Raw genomic sequence first — 19,235 nt, forward strand, 5'->3', positions numbered from 1 at the left:
ATGTATAACATTGTTATTGTCGAAGATGAGTATATTGAGTCGGAGTCGCTAAAACGCATTATTTCCCACTGTGTTGAGAACTCCGTCATTCATGAAGCGCCCACGGGAAGACAAGCTATCCAACTTATCGATCAACTGAGCCAAATCGATATGATGTTTGTCGATATCAACATCCCACTGCCTAATGGCAATCAGGTTATTGAATATCTTAAGAAGAAAAACACCACGACTAAAGTGATTGTGACGACGGCAAATGACGACTTCGATATCGTGCGCCATATGCTGAGCCTGAAAGTTGATGACTACCTGTTAAAACCGGTGAAGCAAAGTATTTTGAACGACACCATTCGTAAAACGTTATTGGTAGATGAAGAAGCCGCCGCAGCCACGCGTGAACAACGCCAAAATATTAGCGATCTCATTAGTCGTTGTGATTATCCTGCCTGGCATACTTTTTTATTCAGTATTCTTGACGCGGCTTGCACTGGACAAATATTCGGTGACGATCGTTCGAAAACGATGACTGATGTATTGGAATTGGTGCAACAACATCTCGCTGGAATGGGGGATAAATATGCAGCATGTCGCAGTAATGTTTCTACAGTTATTCAGGATATTCACCAGCAAGGGTTGCCAGCAAGCCATTACTGGCGCGTAATGAATGGATTATTAAGCATGAGTGAGGATATTTTTGAACAGGTATTTAAAAACACCTGTGGGAATATGGATTTTGTCGATCGGGCAAAATTTCATATCGAAAAAAATATCCTTAGCAACCTGACGCTGGATGACATCGCGGCAAAATCCTTCGTCAGCCCATGTTATTTGAGCCGGGCATTCAAAAAGAGTATGGGAACGGGGTTCTCAAGTTATATTACCAGCCGTAAGATTAGCATGGCGAAATCACTTCTACAGTTCAGTGATTTAAAAGTGAACACGATTGCACTGGAACTGTCCTGGCAGGATGCGAACTATTTTTGCCGAATCTTCAAGAAAGAGGCAGGTATTTCCCCTTCAGATTACCGCCGCATTGTTTCGCCAGAGGCATGCTGATTGATCCGATATTTTTGCGCTTGCTCTTACCGTGAGCGCAAAAAAGTCCGCTATTCAGGCAAGATAGTTTACTCTCGCCAACGGCGCGGGCCGCTAAAATGAGACATTCTTTTTCTAAAGCGGCACCGCGATGGACGAATACCTCTTTACCTCCGAATCGGTTGCCGAAGGGCATCCAGATAAAATGGCGGACCAGATTTCTGACGCAATCCTTGATGCTTACCTGCTAAAAGATCCCTGGGCTAAAGTCGCCTGTGAATGTCTGGTGAAAACAGGTGCGGTTATTCTTGCCGGTGAGATTGCTTCCTGCGCGCAGGTCGATATCGAACAGGTTGTACGCTCCACGGTGAAATCGATGGGTTATGACCACTCATCAAAAGGGTTTGATGCCACAACCTGTGCAGTTTTTTGCATGTTGGGTAAGCAATCTCATGATATCGCCAAAGGGATCCGCGCAAGCGACCCGACATCGCTCGGCGCAGGAGATCAGGGGATCACGTTTGGTTATGCCTGCAACGAAACCCCGCAACTGATGCCAGCCCCCATACTGTATGCGCATCGGCTGATGGAACGACAGGCGCTGTTGCGTAAAACCGGCCTACTCAGTGGATTATTGCCGGATGCCAAAAGTCAGGTCACGTTGCGGTATCGCAATGGCTTGGTTCAGCACGTCGATACCCTTGTTATCTCAACACAGCACCGTGAGGATATTCCGCTCACAACGCTACGTGAAGCCGTTATTGAAGAGATTGTTAAACCCGTTATCCCGGCTCGTTGGCTGACATCAAACACGCGTTTATTGATTAACCCCGCAGGCGCGTTTATTCATGGTGGACCACTCGCTGATTGTGGCCTAACCGGACGGAAAATCATTGTCGATACTTACGGCGGCGCCGCTTGCCATGGTGGAGGGGCGTTTTCTGGTAAAGATCCCTCTAAAGTCGATCGCTCGGCGGCTTATGCCGCGCGCTATGTAGCAAAGAATATTGTCGCGGCAGGTCTGGCAGCACGTTGCGAAGTTCAACTTGCCTGGGCTATTGGGTTTTCCCGACCCGTTTCTATCCGCATTAATACCTTTGGCACCTCTCGGTTGGGACAGGACCATCTGGAAAAATTGGTCACACACCATTTCGACCTGAGCGTTTACGGCATGATCAAGCAGCTTGATTTACTTGCGCCACGCTATCGTCAGACGGCTTGCTATGGCCATTTTGGCCGGGAAATATTCCCATGGGAATTAACCGATAAAGCCACTCAACTTCGCGACGATGCGACGGGTCTGGCACCCATTCCCTCTTTACCCCATTGATTTGAAAACAACAGGAGAAGGTTATGTCCGGGCAGAGTTTAGGCTTAATTGAAACCGTGGGCTTAGCGGTGGCTATCGAAGCCGCCGATGCCGCAATGAAATCGGCTAATGTCGAACTGGTCGGATACGAGCTGACGAAAGGCGGCGGATTGGTGACAGTGAAACTGGCAGGTGAGGTCGGCGCAATGAATGCTGCCGTCGCCGCAGGTGTCGCCGCCGCTCACCGGATTGGTAGCGTCTATGCATGGAAAGTCATTGCGCGTACCGCAACAGGCATCCATCGTCTGATTGCATCCGAGGAAACCAATGGCGTCGCTCCGCAAGACTCCGCAATACCGTCTCCTGAAAAGGAAGCGCCAGTTGCTGAACATAAAGAGGACGTGATTCCGACTGTCAATATCGAACCGGTGGTATTAAGCGCTGATTGTACAGATCGGGACAACCACGTTGCTACAGATACACCGGCCCACACTCAGCCTTCAATAGAGAGCGAATCGACGCAGAACGAGAACAGTACAGCGCCCAAGATATCGCCTGAAAGTGTCGCGCAAGACAATAAGAAATCGGCACGAGCTCGCACTAAAAATCCGCGTGGATAACGATATCGTATAGTGACTAAGCCACCTACGGGTTAATACCGACCGCTTAAGAGCCGAGATACACGGAGCGACCACGAGGCGAGGTGTCCCTACGGGAACCTCATCCCCGTGTTTCTCCTAAAATGAGGCTTAAGTGACCAGCATTAACCTACGGGTGGTTTTTTTACGTCGGTATGACTGAATTGGATGCCGGTGGGCAGTTCAGTTGCAAGCGAGTGTTTGATTACAAAAGAAAGTGTGTTGGGAGCGGTCGGAGAGAGATGGGATAAAAACCCCGCCGCAAACATGTCGATGCGACGGAGTTTTACCGATGACAATCAGGTTGCAGTATTATTTACCGCTTGCTTGTGCATAAGGCAGATAGCGCCCGATACCATAGCGATAAATGGCTGCACCAAGGAGCCCACCGATCACTGGTGCAATCAGAGGGACAAGGAAGTAGGGAATGTCTCTGCCGCCAGTCATTGCCACCGATCCCCAGCCGTTTAACCAGGTGAAAAGTTTCGGACCGAAATCGCGGGCGGGATTCATGGCAAACCCAGTCAGCGGTGCGGTCGCGGCACCGATTACCGCAATAAGTAGACCAATCAGCAGTGGAGCAAGAGGCCCTCTGGGAACGCCGTTACCGTCATCGGTCAGGGCCATAATGAGCCCAACGAGCATGGAGGTGATGACAATTTCCACAAGCGCGGCCAGCCAAACGCTGATACTCGATGCCGGATAAGTAGAAAAGATGCTGGCCAGAAACAGACTATCCTGGCTACCGCGTACCATCTGGTGAGCTTGTTCATACTCGGCAAACATATTGTGGTAGAGCAGATAGGTGAGCGCGGCACCACAAAATGCCCCTGCTAGCTGCGCCAGAATATAAGGCACGACTTTTTTGGCATCAAAGTGGGCAAATATCCACAGCGAGATCGTCACGGCGGGGTTAAGGTGCGCGCCGGATATGCCAGCCGTCAGATAGACCGCGAGAGCAATGCCTAAACCCCATACTATACATATTTCCCAAAGGCCAAAGCTGGCACCAGCGAGTTTTGCCGCGCAGATTACGCTAGTGCCGAAGAACATAAATAATCCGGTACCAAGAAACTCTGCAATACATGGCCCTTTTAATGATTTACTCATGATGTTTTCCTATATTAAGCGATGTTGTAACTTTCATCGTTTAATTGATTGTGAGTACAAAGGAAGAATAAAAATCGATAAAATATATATTGTTATTTTGATGCTAATTAACCACCAATGTGGCAATGAAACCCCATTGATTCGACGATTTTTTTCAGACTTTCCATTTTATCTTCTGGATGTGATTTTGCATCGCCCATTGGGTAAATTCTGCCTAGCAAATCATATTTGTTTTCCCCGAAGGTATGATATGGCAGAAGGTGAATCGTATCGACGCCAGACATTAATCGAGCAAATTCAGCAATACTACGAATTTCATCCGGATTATCATTTACTCCCGGAATGACGGGAATACGCACGATAACGTTAGTGATAAAAGAAATACGGATCAGGTTTTCAAGAATTCGACTATTATTGACCCCAGTATTTTCTTCATGAACCATTGGGTTAATGGCTTTAATATCCGTAAGCGCCAGATCGACCCACGGAAAGACATCTTCAACCACCTCTTTAGTGGTAAAGCCGGTGGTTTCAATAGCGGTGTGCCACCCTTTCTCTTTACAGGCTTTTAATAGCTCGCGAGCAAACTCCGGTTGCGCCAACGGCTCGCCACCCGATAAGGTAATTCCCCACCTGAGCGACGAAATAAGTTTTCCTCCTTCTGTAGCTCACGCACCACCTCGCCGACGGACATACGCTTGCCTTTCATCTCCAGCGCCTGGGTCGGGCAAACGTGAGTGCAATCACCACACTGAATGCACCGTTCACGATCGATGAAAAAAGGATTATTGGGGGAGAGCGCGTGCTGTTTGCAGACATCCACGCATTTTCCACAGCGTATACAATCATTTTTTTTATAAATCAGTTCAGGCTGCGGGCGCTGTGACTCCGGATTACTACACCACTTGCAGGCCAACGGACAACCTTTAAAAAAAGGGATTGTCCTGATGCCGGGGCCATCATGTAAGGAATAGCGTTGAATATTGAATAAAACGCCTTCGGTATCGTATTCGACTCTCTTCATAACATCACTCGTCAAAAAAGCGACCATCAGGCAATAGCACATCAGCCGCTAAAATCGGGCCTGAGAAAGGGCCATGCATACCGACATGGCCCTACAAGCAAGGCAAAATCAGAAGTGCTGCTCGGTACGACTAATGATGTCGTCCTGAACTTCTTTGGCTAACACCACGAACTGGGCGCTATACCCCGCCACACGGACCACCAGATCCTGGTGCTGCTGCGGGTTTTTCTGTGCTTCCAATAAGGTGTTACGATCGATCACGTTGAATTGCACGTGCATGCCTTTCTTATCGAAATAGCTACGAACCAGACCGCCAAAGTTACGTAACCCTTTTTCCCCGGCCAAAGAGGAAGGCAGGAATTTCTGGTTGTATAGCGTACCGTTGGAAGCGATGAAGTGATCCAGCTTCGCAACAGAGTTCGCGGCGGCGGTTGGGCCAAGGGTATCTTTACCCTGACGTGGCGATACGCCGTCAGCCAGCGGCTCTTTCGCCAAGCGACCATCCGGCAGTGCGCTCACGTCTTTCCCAAACAGCACGTTTGCCGATACCGGGTAGATGCCAGCCTGGAAGCGGCCGCCGCGTGGGTTAGTGTACTTTTCCACTTCCTGGCAGTAGATCAGTGCACAATTGCGGGCCACCAGATCCACGTCATCGATGTCATTACCGAAACACGGTGTGTTTTCCAAAATATGACGAATCTCTTCATAGCGGGAGTTGCCCGTAGACGGAGCAGCACTGCCGCTAGAGAGCTGACGGTAAACTTCATTTTTAATCGCAGCCGGGTTGAGCGTCCCGTGTTGATCGATAATGCGTTTGACCACGTCATAAATATCCTGCTCACCGAGAGAGGATTTCGCTGTTGCATTATGTGAAGTGCCGCCAACGGGATAGCCGAAGTTAGCATCAAGCGCGTTTTTCAGTTCCTGAAGCGTCAGCCGACGGTCTTCAAATACCTGTTTCTGAATGGCATAAACAGAGTCACCGGTATCCGCCACACCGAATGCCTGCGGGCCAGTAAAGTTGTAAATGGCACCACCTTCCTGAAGCGATTTGCCACGACCAATACAATCGTCCACGAGCGCGGAAAGGAATGGCAGAGGGCAGCGTTCACTATGGGCGATATCAACGCTGTTACACGCTTCAACCAGTTGGTGAACAAAGTGGGCCATCTGTTTTTTGAAGGCGGTATAGAAATCATCCATGCCGGTGTACTGCGTCATCTCACCCGTTACCGGGCCTAGCTGTTTGTCCCCGACACGACCATTATTGAGAGTGATTTCCAGTACCTTCGCCACGTTGAAGAAAGCGGCATCATGCCAGCCTTCAGTGCGATGTGGTGACTGGGGTTCCACACAGCCGATGATGCAATAATCACGCGCATCACGCAGTGATACACCACGGTTTTGCAGTGCCGGAATGATCACCTCATCGTTATACATGGCGGGTACGCCGAGACCCAGACGTGTCAACTCACAAGCGCGATAGAGGAACTCATCTGGCGTGCCCTGCCAAACACGAATAGAGAAGGACGGCTGCGGCAGGCGCACATGCGCGGTCGCTTCCATACACATATAAGTCAATGGGTTGGTGGCGTCGCGACCATCTTCAGTTTGCCCACCCACACACAGGTTCTGGAACACGGCATAACCAGCAAAAGCCTGAGCAGACACTTCATCGCGTGTTTTGTTGATATCGTTAAGTTTGATCCAGCAGCAGTCGACCAACTCCTGAGCAAATTCCGTGCTGATCGATTTATCCGCCTCCAGATAGGGATACATATACTGGTCGAAACGCCCTGGGGAGATGGAATGGCCGCTGGATTCAATCTGTAGCATGCTCTGGATAAACCAGAATGTCTGGCACGCTTCCCAGAACGAGGTTGCGCCATATTCCGGTACGCGGGTACAGTTTTGGGCAATGTGTTCCAGTTCACGCTGACGGGTTGGATCGCGTTCTTCGCTGGCAAGCCGGGAGGCTTCCTGAGCATAACGATGCGCAAAATTGATTGCAGCCTGATAGCTCAGAATAACGGCGTGATAGAACTGCTCTTTTTTGATGTAATCCGGTTCGCTGCGATCAAGGTTTTCCAATGCGCGAGTGACTTCATTGATGATGCCGCGAAAACCGATTTTCAGCACTTTGCCATAGTCAACGCTGACATGGCCTACACCGCCAAAGAAATAGTTACCTACGGTGAAAACACCGCTGCCCATACTCTCTTTTGTCCCTTCAGACATATAGGAAGAGGCCAACGAGCTGGTGGTTTTACCCGGCCAATATTTAAACGCCTGATGCAATTCATCTGCCGTTTTCTTCGGAATAATAAACGGGTCGGCGACACGATGCTCCATGGTGTCGAACTCATTCTCCACCCAATCATAAGAAAATTCAGGGCAGATTTCCGTGGAGCGCGGATTAACAGTCACTGCACCAACAATTAATTCATCTGGGCGGATCGTGACAGGCAATTCATTGAATATTTTCTCAACGACTTTTGCCCGACGCATAATAGCGGGAAGATGTTCATTCTCTTTATAAGCCTCAGTCGCCAACACGGCACGTTCAGACTCTACATAAGGTTTGGCATGCAGAATCATATTTTTGAGTCTTACAACACGATCGGTCGGATTAACAAAGCCTTTCTCTAACATACAATAACTCCCGAAATGATATTAGCGTGATTGTTCAACCACACCTGAATTGTTTAACCTGACGGCAGTGCCGGGTACACTAGTGAATAATGCTGGTGCCTAGTAAACTAATAAATTGACGTAATATTGCCGGATGTCCCATCCAGGTTGCGGCGGTGACCAGATTGCCATCTTGTATGGCCTCATCATCGGCGGCGGTAACCCACTTTCCCCCTGCCATTTCAATCTCAGGTTTTAAAGTGAAATATCCCGTCAGTTTCTTTCCTTTTAATATGCCTGCCGCGACCAAAATCTGTGGGCCATGACAAATTGCCGCAATAGGTAATGTAAAATTATTCGCATAGTGAATAATGTTCAGTACTGATTTATTCAGGCGTAAATATTCTGGTGCTCGGCCGCCAGCAATATATACACCACCGTACTCTTGCATCCTGACTTCATCGAAAGATGCGGTTAATCGAAATAAATGACCGGGTTTCTCGGTATAGGTTTGGTCACCTTCAAAATCATGAATAGCGGTCTTAATATATTCCCCAGTACGTTTTCCTGGGCAAACTACATCAACTCTGAAACCTAACATGCTTAATGCCTGCCATGGCACCATGACTTCATAGTCTTCAGAGAAATCGCCTGCAAGTATCAGAATTCTTTTCATAAGCGAACTCTCAGAATGTACCAGCATCATCCTCAATAATGCGCATGGCTTCATTCACTGCGGCAACCTCGCCGAATATGGCCAGCGTCGTGATATGTTGCGGGCAACTGCCAAAGATTTCCGATACCGCAACATGTGCACTTTTACTCGCCTGATCGGCGTAAAAATACAGATCCGGTACCGGCAACATAATCAACCCGATAGCGTCGATACGTACCATTTCCAGACGGTTGCGCGACTCGGAAGGCATACGCCGTTTCAGCATGGCCAGCGTTTCCTGCGTCGGCGCGTTGATGATACGTTTTTTCATCTCAGGGTTACCCGTCCTGCTAATATCAGCGAATATTGAGCGCTTCGACCATCACGCACCGACGGTTTCTGGCAAACGTGCGCGCGGAGGTCAGCCCTTCCCCGGTTGGCCCGGCGATAGTAAACGTGGCATGACCTTCACCACCCACACCAATTCCGGCGTATGAGGGACCATTTTTCACAAAAATAGTCGTCTGAATAAGACGCGCCATCTTGGTGAGTTTTTCAACATTGGTGGAGTGCATCATGGCGGTATGACGATTGCCATGCTCTACCTTCACCGCGAGATCGATCGCTTCATCGACATTTTCTACCCGTACCACTGGCAGAATCGGCATCATTAATTCATGCACGACGAAAGGATGGTCACGCCCGGCTTCAATCAAAATCACTTTAATCTCTTCCGGCACGCTGATACCAATCTGCTGCAGAATGAAGCGGGCATTTTTACCCACGAACGCGGTGTTCGGGCCGGTACCTTTTTCATTAAGCACGAGCGATTGCAATTGCTGGATATGCTGTTTATCGCATAGCAGCCAGGCCCCGCTTTTTTTCATACAATGAATAAGGTAATCAGCCACTTCGTTAACGACAATGACCTCTTTTTCCGCCACGCAAGGTAGGTTGTTGTCGAAACTACAGCCGTTGATGATATCCCGGGCAGCTTTCTCGACATTGGCAGTTTCATCCACCACGGCGGGGGGATTGCCTGCACCGGCACCAATGGCTTTCTTACCGGACGACATCACCGTTTTCACAATGGCTGGGCCACCTGTCGCGACCAGCATATTGACGCGAGGATCGTTGATTAACGCGTTAGTGTTATCAATCGACGGTTTAGTCACGGTCACGACCAGATTGGCTGGCGCACCCAACCGAGCCAGTTGCTGATTGATCAACGCAACACAGTGCAGTGATACATTACGTGAGCGTGGATGAGGGCTGAACACCACGGTGTTGCCTGCCGCTAGCATGCCGATGGAGTTGTTGATAATGGTTTCCGTCGGGTTAGTGGTCGGCGTGATCGAACCAATTACGCCATAGGCGGAGTATTCCATCAGCGTCAGGCCGCCATCACCACTCAATGCGCTCGTAGCTAAATCTTCAACGCCTGGTGTTTTTTGTGCAGCAACGCGGTTTTTTACCAATTTATCGGCATAGTTACCCATGCCAGTCTCTTCCACCGCCATTTTGGAAATGGCCTGCAATACCTCTTCCTGCAGGAAAACTTTGCGAATGCCATCAACAAACCGGGTACGATCCTGCATTGAGCAGTGGCGATACTGAATTTGCGCATGTTGTGCTGCGGCAATCGCTTCATCCATCGTCGCAAAAGCGCCATTTCCAGACGTTTGGTCGGCAGCAGGCTCGGCACCCGCTCGTCTTGCCAGCGCACTGGCGACAATCGCTTCAATGTTGTCGCGGTCAGGCGCTGGAGTTGCAGAAGGGCCGCTGTGCTCTTGTGCTTCTGGCGTTGTTTTGGTGTATTTACTCAAGGCACGGGAAACGGCCTGAGTAATTTCAAGATCGTTCATGCTTTACATTCCTTACTTCACATCGCTTCACACACGTTGCCGCTCGCCATCAAATGTACGGTGTCGTTGTCGATTTGATTGGTGCCGGATCCAGAGTAGCCAGCAGTTTCTTCCCGACCTCTCTTGCCGAAATAACCGCTTGACGAACTGCGCCAGAATCACCAGAAAAAGTGAAAATCACTTCGTTACTAAAACTGGTGCCGTGTGCAGGACTGGCATAGCCCACTGGCTCGATAACAGCCGCTTTTGCAGCGGCATCGGCGACAACCACACCAATCGCGGCAGGAGAAGCACAAGTCATTCCGAAGGATTTACCCACTGGTGCGCCTAGCGCTTTGTTGAGGGCATAGCTGGCACGAGCGGTGTACTGGAATTCCAGATGGCCTGCCGGTGAACCGTAAACATCCCCCATCGTTCGCTCAATTTCACCCAGAGCGACCTCAACCGCACGGCGAACATCAGACACATCGGATGCACCAAAAATGATTAAACACCCATGTCCACCACCGCCTTCAGTATCACGAGCCAGCTCAATAGAAAGAATTTCGCTGTTCGTGGCCTTAATTGCTTCATCTGCCGCGAAAATATGTGGGCCAGCGCCGGTACGCGCGCCAAGAATACCGATTGAGCGATATTTCTTGTCGATATTCATGATTTCATGCAACTGATGATCGACATTGGCAATAACCAGCCCAATAGTATGTCCCAGAGCGGTACCAACAAATTCCGTTAAACCGCAACCAATAACGCTATTTATGGTTTTGTTATTTTCGCTCACATCAGCCTGTTTATTCATTACTTCAGATATAATCTGTTCAACAAGATTATCTCTCATGGTCAGTATCCTCTGGCTTTATTAACTGACAGCTTTCGGCAGAATTTTTTCCACTTCAATATGCGGACGTGGAATAACATGTACGGATACCAGTTCGCCGACTTTACCCGCAGCGGCAGAGCCAGCATCGGTTGCGGCTTTTACTGCACCAACATCACCACGTACCATAACCGTCACTAATCCAGAACCAATTTTTTCATAACCCACCAACATGACGTTTGCGGATTTAACCATGGTGTCTGCGGCTTCAATTGCAGAAACCAGACCTTTTGTTTCAACCATTCCTAATGCTTCTTGTTGCATAATGACCTCTATATTTCCAGGTAAGAGTAAAAGTCAGTAATGAATTAATCCCATCGAAGGTGAATTCATGTACCTAATAAATTCATGCACTATGATGTTATTGCGCTAAGGACAAAATGTTTTGCCCGTCAGAGAGACTTTCTTGTTTTTCGGTATGACCCTAGACAATAAAATCCTCCCTACATGCTCCTTCGTTGCACCTGACTCAGGAGACCGCCGCAAAGGTGGCAGAGAGCATGGCAGCATCTTGCGCAATCATCTTTTCTTCATTGGTTGGGATAACCGCCACAATCGGTGAACCAGGGAGCGAGATCACACCGTCTCGACCCGCAAAAATCTGCGCGTTCTTCTGCGCATCGATATGCACGCCAAACACCGCCAGTTTTTCGGCGGTGAGTTCACGCACCAGCGCAGAATTTTCACCGATACCACCGGTAAAAATGAGTGCATCAAATCGATGCAATGAGGCGAGGTGAGCCCCAAGGTGACGAGCAAGACGATGAACCATCACGTCGATGGCAAGCGTGGCGCGAGGATCGCCATTGCTACGAGCGTCCTGCAAGGTACGACAATCGCTGGATAGGCCGGACAAACCGAACAAACCAGACTCGTTATTCACCATTTTGTACAGTGATTCGAGCGTCTGTCCGGTGCAACGGGCGATATAGGCCGCGGCGCCGAAATCCAGATCGCCACAGCGTGTTCCCATCACCAACCCCTCCAGTGGAGTCATCCCCATCGAGGTATCCACGCTTTCGCCGTTTTTTACCGCACACACCGAAGAACCGTTGCCAAGATGGGCAATAAGAATGCCATGATCGGTTGGGTTGAGTTTCAGTCTGGTAACGGCTTCTGCGGCAATAAACCGGTGGGATGTACCGTGAAAACCGTATCGTCTGACCTGATGCTGCTGCTGATACTCAAGTGGAATGGCGTAAGTGTAGGCTTCTGGTGGCAACGTCTGGTGAAACGCGGTATCAAATACCGCAACCTGCGGCAGCGCGGGTAGCAGCGACATCGCCGCTTCAATGCCGATCACATTAGCAGGATTGTGTAAAGGAGCCAGAGTGGAGAGCTCCCGAATACGCGCAATCACCTCAGTGGTGAGCAACACGGACTGTTTGAAATCACTGCCGCCATGCGCAACACGATGGCCGATGGCACACAGGCGCGGCAGTAGCATCCGTTCATCAAGTGTTGCGAAGAGCGTATTCAATGCGCTGTTGTGGCTGGATTCGGTAAGTAATGTGGTCGTTTTATTACCCACCGCGTCTTTAAACGTAATGCAAGCCTCTTCCAACCCTAACTTTTCTGCCAGTCCAGACAGCAACGGGACATCCTCATTGAGTGGGATGACTGAAAACTTGAGTGAAGACGAACCACAATTAATAACCAGAACCAGTGAAGCTAACGACATGATGACCCCTGCCTATCTCTTTTTAAAAAAACGGTTCATTAAATGGTGTGAGTGGGAATTGCTCACGACTGAAACGTGCGAGGGCGGCGCTGGCGATCGCAATATCCTCTTCAACGCTACCGCCGCTAATGCCGATAGCCCCTAACAGCACCCCGTCTGACCAGCAGGGCAATCCACCGCCAAAACAACAAATGCCAGGTTCATTTTGCAAACCGTAAAGGCTGGATCCGGGCTGTACTTTTTCCGCGAGTGTGTGGGTCGGCATTTTCAACGCCACGGCACTCCAAGCCTTTTGCCCCGCGAGCGTGTGGCTAATCAGTAATGCGTTATCCATGCTAAAGAAGTAGCGCTGCTGGCCGCTGGCATCCACCAGACTGAAAACGATCGGAACATTGGCATCTTCCGCCGCTTCGCTGGCATATTTTGCCAACAGCGCGGCATGCGCCAGACTTAAGGAGAGACGGCGTGGCGATAACTGACGCGAAATCGCCTCATTGATACGGCGATCCAGTTCGGTATTCAGTTCATGGTGCATCGCTTTTCCTCACGTAGGAATTACCGATCATTGAGATCGAGCGAATCAACAATACCGACGACGGCGGCATCAATGACGGAGTGTTCTTTGCTGGTACTCATACGCGCGGAGCTACCCGTGGTCACAATCACCGTTTCGCCATTGCCCGCACCAACAAAATCTACAGCCACCTGTGCCGTGCCTGTGGGCTGATAGTATTCATCCAGACGAGCGACAATCAGCAATTTTGCACCATTGAGCGAAGCGTGTTTGGTGGTCGACACCAACGCGCCGGTTACCTTTGCCAGATACATGTTTCCTCCAGGTGGCTCTGAACGATGACGATTCCGCGATCCCGAATTTCATCGCGGGCGGAAGGGGTAATTAGCGTGCGGTTCCCGATATGCAATACCTGTCCACTCGGGTATTCGCGTACATCGCTGAGTGTTACCAATTGCTTGTGGGGACTCGCTGATAGCGTTTGTTTCGTGCCTGTACGATGTTGGCCGATCACGGTGAAACCATACTCCACAAGCGTATTGGCATAATCCGCAAGGCGCGCCCGTAATGCTTGCGGTAACGGGTTATCAACGTCAGGACGACATTCGGTATTGAGCGTGACAATAACGGCCTTATTCACGCTCAGCGCCTGAAAAGCCCAGCGGCACACCAGATTATCGCGGATACCCAATGCGATTTTGCTCAGGCTGTTGCTGGAGAGCGCAGGTAAATAGAGGCTACTGTAGGCGTCCTCCGTTTGATGCGGCTCTCGGCTGTCGCACAACACGTCAATACCACGTCGTACCAGTCCTTCCAGGCAGGCAGTGTGTAATGACGATTGCATGGCGCTATGAGAAAACATCATCACGAGCAAATAGCCGCTACGATCCAGTGCCGCAAGGCAATCCAGCGTGGTTGATAGCGTCGTGAGATCTTCACCGCTCAACACCACTCGCATCACCTTATTGCGTGTTTGTAAGCGCTGTTTCCGTTGCGCCAAGACATCATCAATGATGGTATCAAGCAGGTGCGAGAGTCGTTGCGAGTCCATAGTTTCCCTTCTCAGCGGCGGCGCATGACAACGCTAAGCGCACCCTGGCAGACAGCCAAATCATGTAACCGACAGATTGCAGGGCTTTTAGCCATAATGGCATTCCGTCAATACGCGTTTTATGCAATCACCGTTACGCAAGCCAAAGCCGTTTGCTTCTTCCACATCAATATGCATTTCCAAAACAGCATCAGCACTTACGCGAACCACAACGTGGCTCAGAACTCCACCACGATGCCCTTCAATGCCAACGTCGATTTCCATACCATCGCGCAGGCCATATTGCTCCGCTTCTGCCGGTGAAATATGAATGTGCCGCCAGGCAACAATGACGCCATCCGTTTTAGTCACCCGCCCATAGGGACCGATGATGTCAATGCCTGGGGAGTCCTGTAGGTCACCAGACATTCTGATCGGTGCTTTTACGCCAAGAACAAAACCGTCGGAAACGGAGATTTCAATTTGAGTCGCGCTACGTAGTGGCCCAAGTACCCGCACTTTAGTTAACTCACCCTTTGGCCCACGCAGGGTTACCGTTTCTTCGGCAGCATATTGACCGGGTTGCTTTACCGCTTTCATTCGGGTGAGCGTGGAGCCGTAGCCAAACAATACGTCCATGTCTTCCCGACTCAGATGTACATGACGGTTAGAGATACCAATGGGAATTTCCAGCGCCGATGGCGATGGCGGGACGTCAACAAACGTGGTGTTACGGGCTGCAAGCTCCTGAAGAATCTGCTGGGTAATCAATTCGGCTTGCTGTTGGTTGTAATTCATAACGTCAACGACCTGAAAGTGATGGATAGAGCAATAGGTAGAATATTCGGTCCTGGATTAGGCTTTTTGCCGTCACGCAGGACTTTTTTGACCGTCCTTTTATCAAAGGACAAACTTGTCCAGATTTATCCGACAATCTCTGTCAGCAACTGGTCTATATCTACGGCGTTTGGTTTACAGGGATTCGATGCGGTGCAGCCGTCCGCTAACGCAGCGGCGATTAGCGGTTGACGTAAGGATTCGAAATCAGTGAGATCTTTGCCCAACTCCCGCAGCGTGGCAGGAATGCCAAAATAGCGATTCATATCGCGAATACTGTTTATTAACGCGTTCAGAGCGTGTTCCGCAGTGGCGGATGGCAAGCCCATGATGGCGGCACACTTCTGGTAACGCGCCATCACGTGAGGAGCGTGACGGGCGTTGTAGGCAATAATCAGAGGCAGCAGCATGGCATTAATTTTGCCATGCGGTATGTGTAACATGCCGCCAATCGCATGCGCCATGCCGTGTACCAACCCCAGACCTGCGGAGTTAAACGCCATTCCAGCCATACAGGACGCGTTGTGCATATGGGTTCGCGCCTGGATATTTGTCTCATCCTGGAAAACATGCGGGAGGTATTGCCAGGTGAGTGCAATCGCTTTTTCTGCCAATGCGTCGCTAAAATCATTTGCGCCAGATGAGACCAACGCTTCGATAGCGTGTGTCAGTACATCCATACCCGTATCAACCGCGACCTGACGGGGAACAGACAGCACTAAATGCGGGTCGAGGATGGCATAATCTGGAACGAGTTCGTCTGCAATCAGGGGATATTTTCGGCCATTTTTCGGATCGGAGATAATGGCGTAGGAAGTGACTTCGGAGCCAGAACCGCTCGTGGTAGGGATGGCAATAAGCTCAATCGCGTGACCAGGAAAATACTCTTCCAGAGCAACCTTAATCCCTTTCGCGGCATCAAGCGAAGAACCGCCACCCAGCGCAATAATGACGTCTGGTTTGAAGGTTTTAAATTGTGTCGCCCCTGCCAGCAGGATCTCAACGCTCGGATCGGGTTTTACGTCACTGAAAATAGACACGCAAGCCTGTGGCATTTCCTTAATGAGATAGCGAGTTTTACCCGATTTAGCCATAAAATCGTCAGTAACAATCCCAACCTTTTTATGGTTCAACCGACGCAACGCGCCTATGGCTTCCTCGCCAAAATAGACTTTCGGAATAGAAAAAAAATAGCTCGCCATCTCTCGACTACCTTATCTCTTAATACAAATTACCGGCATACAAGCTCCGGCCATGAAAAGAGATCTCATGGTGTCATGGCGTAACGAAGAAGAGGCTGGCTATGATTGTGCAGCGTCAGGATTATGTTGCTGTCGTATGCCGATATTGACAAGAAAGTACAGCCGCCAGTAAACGGCGCAATAAAAGAGGGTTGTGCGGAACAACACGAGATCATCAGCGTTTCCAGACGGCAGCGGCTGGCATTTTGCCCGCTCAATCCGTATAACTGTCCTCACTTGTTTAATTCACCACTTAATTTACTCCACCACTTATTTATTCCACTAACTTGATGACGATTGATATCAGACCTATGAATGATTCATTAAGCCAACTTATCGCCAGCGAATTGCAGGCGCGCACGGAGCAGGTAGACGCGGCTGTCCGCCTGCTGGACGAAGGAAATACCGTCCCTTTTATCGCCCGTTACCGTAAAGAAGTGACCGGCGGGCTGGATGACACCCAACTGCGCCAGCTCGAAACACGCCTCGGCTACCTGCGTGAGCTGGAAGACCGACGCCAGACTATTCTGAAATCCATCGACGAGCAGGGAAAGTTAACCGCCCAGCTCGCCACTGCCATCAACGGCACGTTGAGCAAAACCGAGCTGGAAGATCTCTACCTGCCGTATAAACCTAAACGCCGCACGCGTGGACAAATCGCGATTGAAGCCGGTCTGGAACCGTTGGCCGACGGCCTGTGGCAAAACCCAAGCCAGGAGCCAGAGCTGACGGCACAGGCTTATGTCGATGCCGAGAAAGGCGTGGCGGACGTAAAAGCGGCGCTGGATGGCGCACGGTATATCCTGATGGAGCGCTTTGCCGAAGACGCGACGCTGCTGGCAAAAGTGCGTAACTATCTATGGAAAAACGCCCATCTGGTTTCCCGCGTGGTTGAAGGTAAAGAGGAGGAAGGCGCGAAGTTCCGCGACTATTTCGATCATCACGAACCGATTGCTCAGGTGCCTTCACACCGTGCGCTGGCGATGTTCCGTGGGCGTAATGAAGGCGTGCTGCAACTGGCGTTGAACGCCGATCCGCAACACGAAGAAACACCGCGCGAGAGCTACTGCGAACAGATTATTATTGACCATCTGAATCTGCGGCTAGGCAATGCGGCAGCGGATAGCTGGCGGCGCGCTGTCATTAGCTGGACGTGGCGCATCAAAGTGCTGCTGCACCTTGAAACCGAACTGATGGGCAGCGTGCGTGAAAAAGCCGAAGACGAAGCGATCAACGTCTTCGCTCGTAACATGCACGACCTGCTGATGGCCGCTCCGGCGGGCATGCGCGCGACTATGGGTCTCGATCCGGGCCTGCGTACTGGCGTAAAAGTCGCGGTAGTGGATGCCACCGGCAAGCTGGTCGCGACCGACACCATTTATCCGCATACCGGCCAGGCCGCTAAATCGGCTCCGATCATCGCCGCACTGTGCCTCAAACATCAGGTTGAACTGGTGGCGATTGGCAACGGCACCGCCTCGCGTGAAACTGAGCGTTTCTTCCTCGACACGCAGAAACAATTCCCAGATATCAAGGCGCAGAAAGTGATCGTCAGCGAAGCGGGCGCGTCGGTGTACTCCGCCTCCGAACTGGCCGCGCTGGAATTCCCCGATCTGGATGTGTCACTGCGCGGCGCAGTATCTATCGCCCGCCGTTTGCAGGACCCGCTGGCGGAACTGGTGAAAATCGACCCGAAATCCATCGGCGTCGGTCAGTACCAGCATGACGTAAGCCAAAGCCAACTGGCGAAGAAGCTGGATGCGGTGGTCGAAGACTGCGTAAACGCCGTCGGCGTTGACCTGAATACGGCATCCGTTGCGTTGTTAACACGTGTTGCAGGGCTGACGCGTATGATGGCGCAAAATATTGTGACCTGGCGTGATGAGAATGGCCGCTTCCACAACCGTGAACAGTTGCTGAAAGTCAGCCGTCTGGGGCCAAAAGCCTTTGAACAGTGCGCAGGTTTCCTGCGTATCAACCACGGCAATAACCCACTGGATGCCTCCACCGTTCACCCAGAAGCCTATCCGATCGTGGAACGGATTCTGGCCGCAACCGAACAGGCGTTGCAGGAGCTAATGGGGAATCCAACCGCGCTGCGTAATCTGAAACCGTCGGATTTCACCGATGAGCGTTTCGGCGTGCCGACAGTGACGGACATCATCAAAGAACTGGAAAAGCCGGGTCGCGATCCGCGCCCTGAATTCAAAACCGCCAGCTTCGCCGATGGTGTAGAAACCTTAAACGATCTGCTACCGGGTATGATTCTGGAAGGTTCGGTCACCAACGTCACCAACTTTGGCGCGTTTGTGGATATCGGCGTCCATCAGGACGGTTTGGTACACATTTCATCGCTGGCCGACCGTTTCGTCGACGATCCGCACAAAGTAGTGAAAGCAGGCGATATCGTGAAAGTGAAAGTGATGGAAGTGGATATGCAGCGTAAGCGCATCGCGCTGACCATGCGGCTTGATGAGCAGCCGGGTGACACGGCATCGCGCCGTGGCGGTGGTAATGCACGCGCGGATAACACCACCCCAGCGCGCCAGCCAACAGGTAAATCACGCCCCCGTCCTGCTAGCGCCCCTGTAGCAGGCAACAGCGCGATGGGCGATGCGCTGGCCGCCGCATTTAAAAAACGTTAATCACCGTTCTTCTACTATTTAAAAATGCCTGACCTTGTGAAAATGAGGTCAGGCATTTTTCTCTTTCCCGCCAGAATATCGCTATCTTGTTTCCCTAATAAAACTACGTTTCATTTATATTGAAATATTCAACCTGTTTGAGATTAATT

General features: G+C 50.7%; 18 protein-coding genes and 1 pseudogene. 4 read left to right on the forward strand and 15 right to left on the reverse strand.

The genetic code is table 11. From position 1 onward, the window contains the following. The 3 genes from A7983_RS05570 to A7983_RS24700 all read left to right on the forward strand — a co-directional run bounded on the left by A7983_RS05570 (position 1) and on the right by A7983_RS24700 (position 2,961). Complete coding sequence (locus tag A7983_RS05570; RefSeq protein ID WP_005969405.1) at positions 1–1,053, forward strand: AraC family transcriptional regulator; 1,053 nt, start codon at positions 1–3, stop codon at positions 1,051–1,053. 130 nt (positions 1,054–1,183) lie between these two features. Next, the gene (gene metK, locus A7983_RS05575) at positions 1,184–2,362 is read left to right on the forward strand and encodes a methionine adenosyltransferase (RefSeq protein ID WP_005969401.1); all 1,179 of its coding nucleotides are present in this window, start codon (positions 1,184–1,186) and stop codon (positions 2,360–2,362) included. A gap of 23 nt (positions 2,363–2,385) precedes the next feature. Further along, complete coding sequence (locus tag A7983_RS24700; RefSeq protein WP_005969397.1) at positions 2,386–2,961, forward strand: BMC domain-containing protein; 576 nt, start codon at positions 2,386–2,388, stop codon at positions 2,959–2,961. 330 nt (positions 2,962–3,291) lie between these two features. Here A7983_RS24700 and A7983_RS05585 read toward each other — a convergent pair whose 3' ends face one another. From A7983_RS05585 to A7983_RS24120, 15 genes and pseudogenes are all read right to left on the reverse strand, one after another. After that, complete coding sequence (locus tag A7983_RS05585; protein WP_005969395.1) at positions 3,292–4,089, reverse strand: MIP/aquaporin family protein; 798 nt, start codon at positions 4,087–4,089, stop codon at positions 3,292–3,294. A gap of 107 nt (positions 4,090–4,196) precedes the next feature. Further along, a pseudogene (locus tag A7983_RS05590) lies at positions 4,197–5,113 on the reverse strand (glycyl-radical enzyme activating protein). 108 nt (positions 5,114–5,221) lie between these two features. Then, entirely contained in the window at positions 5,222–7,765 is a 2,544-nt protein-coding gene (grpM, locus tag A7983_RS05595) for a glycyl radical diol dehydratase GrpM (RefSeq protein ID WP_005969391.1), read from the reverse strand. Positions 7,766–7,844: 79 nt separating this feature from the next. Then, positions 7,845–8,420, reverse strand: coding sequence for a DJ-1/PfpI family protein (locus A7983_RS05600; protein WP_005969389.1), 576 nt, complete (start codon positions 8,418–8,420; stop codon positions 7,845–7,847). 10 nt (positions 8,421–8,430) lie between these two features. After that, a complete protein-coding gene (locus tag A7983_RS05605) occupies positions 8,431–8,730 on the reverse strand; it encodes a BMC domain-containing protein (RefSeq protein ID WP_005969387.1) in 300 nt (99 codons plus the stop codon). Between the two features lie 25 nt (positions 8,731–8,755). Continuing rightward, a complete protein-coding gene (locus A7983_RS05610) occupies positions 8,756–10,264 on the reverse strand; it encodes an aldehyde dehydrogenase family protein (protein ID WP_005969386.1) in 1,509 nt (502 codons plus the stop codon). A gap of 49 nt (positions 10,265–10,313) precedes the next feature. Continuing rightward, positions 10,314–11,099, reverse strand: coding sequence for a propanediol utilization microcompartment protein PduB (gene pduB / locus A7983_RS05615; RefSeq protein WP_005969384.1), 786 nt, complete (start codon positions 11,097–11,099; stop codon positions 10,314–10,316). Positions 11,100–11,120: 21 nt separating this feature from the next. After that, positions 11,121–11,402: a propanediol utilization system shell hexameric protein GrpH gene (gene grpH / locus A7983_RS05620; protein ID WP_005969382.1), complete on the reverse strand. Its 282-nt coding sequence runs from the start codon at positions 11,400–11,402 to the stop codon at positions 11,121–11,123. A gap of 205 nt (positions 11,403–11,607) precedes the next feature. Then, positions 11,608–12,819, reverse strand: coding sequence for a propionate kinase (gene tdcD, locus A7983_RS05625; protein ID WP_005969381.1), 1,212 nt, complete (start codon positions 12,817–12,819; stop codon positions 11,608–11,610). A 22-nt stretch (positions 12,820–12,841) separates the two neighbouring features. After that, positions 12,842–13,354 carry a GlcG/HbpS family heme-binding protein gene (locus A7983_RS05630; RefSeq protein WP_005969379.1) on the reverse strand — a complete coding sequence of 171 codons (513 nt, stop codon included), beginning with the start codon at positions 13,352–13,354 and terminating at the stop codon, positions 12,842–12,844. A 20-nt stretch (positions 13,355–13,374) separates the two neighbouring features. Then, positions 13,375–13,647 carry a EutN/CcmL family microcompartment protein gene (locus A7983_RS05635; protein WP_005969376.1) on the reverse strand — a complete coding sequence of 91 codons (273 nt, stop codon included), beginning with the start codon at positions 13,645–13,647 and terminating at the stop codon, positions 13,375–13,377. Continuing rightward, a complete protein-coding gene (locus A7983_RS05640) occupies positions 13,629–14,384 on the reverse strand; it encodes a flavoprotein (RefSeq protein WP_005969373.1) in 756 nt (251 codons plus the stop codon). Before A7983_RS05640 ends, A7983_RS05635 begins: the two co-directional genes overlap by 19 nt. Positions 14,385–14,471: 87 nt before the next feature. Next, entirely contained in the window at positions 14,472–15,161 is a 690-nt protein-coding gene (gene pduL, locus A7983_RS05645; RefSeq protein ID WP_005969369.1) for a phosphate propanoyltransferase, read from the reverse strand. Between the two features lie 125 nt (positions 15,162–15,286). After that, positions 15,287–16,402: a 1-propanol dehydrogenase PduQ gene (locus tag A7983_RS05650; protein ID WP_005969366.1), complete on the reverse strand. Its 1,116-nt coding sequence runs from the start codon at positions 16,400–16,402 to the stop codon at positions 15,287–15,289. Between the two features lie 65 nt (positions 16,403–16,467). Then, a complete protein-coding gene (locus A7983_RS24120; RefSeq protein WP_152413531.1) occupies positions 16,468–16,659 on the reverse strand; it encodes a hypothetical protein in 192 nt (63 codons plus the stop codon). A gap of 93 nt (positions 16,660–16,752) precedes the next feature. On the opposite strand from A7983_RS24120, the gene A7983_RS05655 reads away from it, so the two are divergent. Next, positions 16,753–19,086, forward strand: coding sequence for a Tex family protein (locus A7983_RS05655; RefSeq protein WP_039478768.1), 2,334 nt, complete (start codon positions 16,753–16,755; stop codon positions 19,084–19,086). Positions 19,087–19,235: the final 149 nt, after the last annotated feature.

Source organism: Pectobacterium wasabiae CFBP 3304, assembly GCF_001742185.1.
Lineage (GTDB): Bacteria > Pseudomonadota > Gammaproteobacteria > Enterobacterales > Enterobacteriaceae > Pectobacterium > Pectobacterium wasabiae.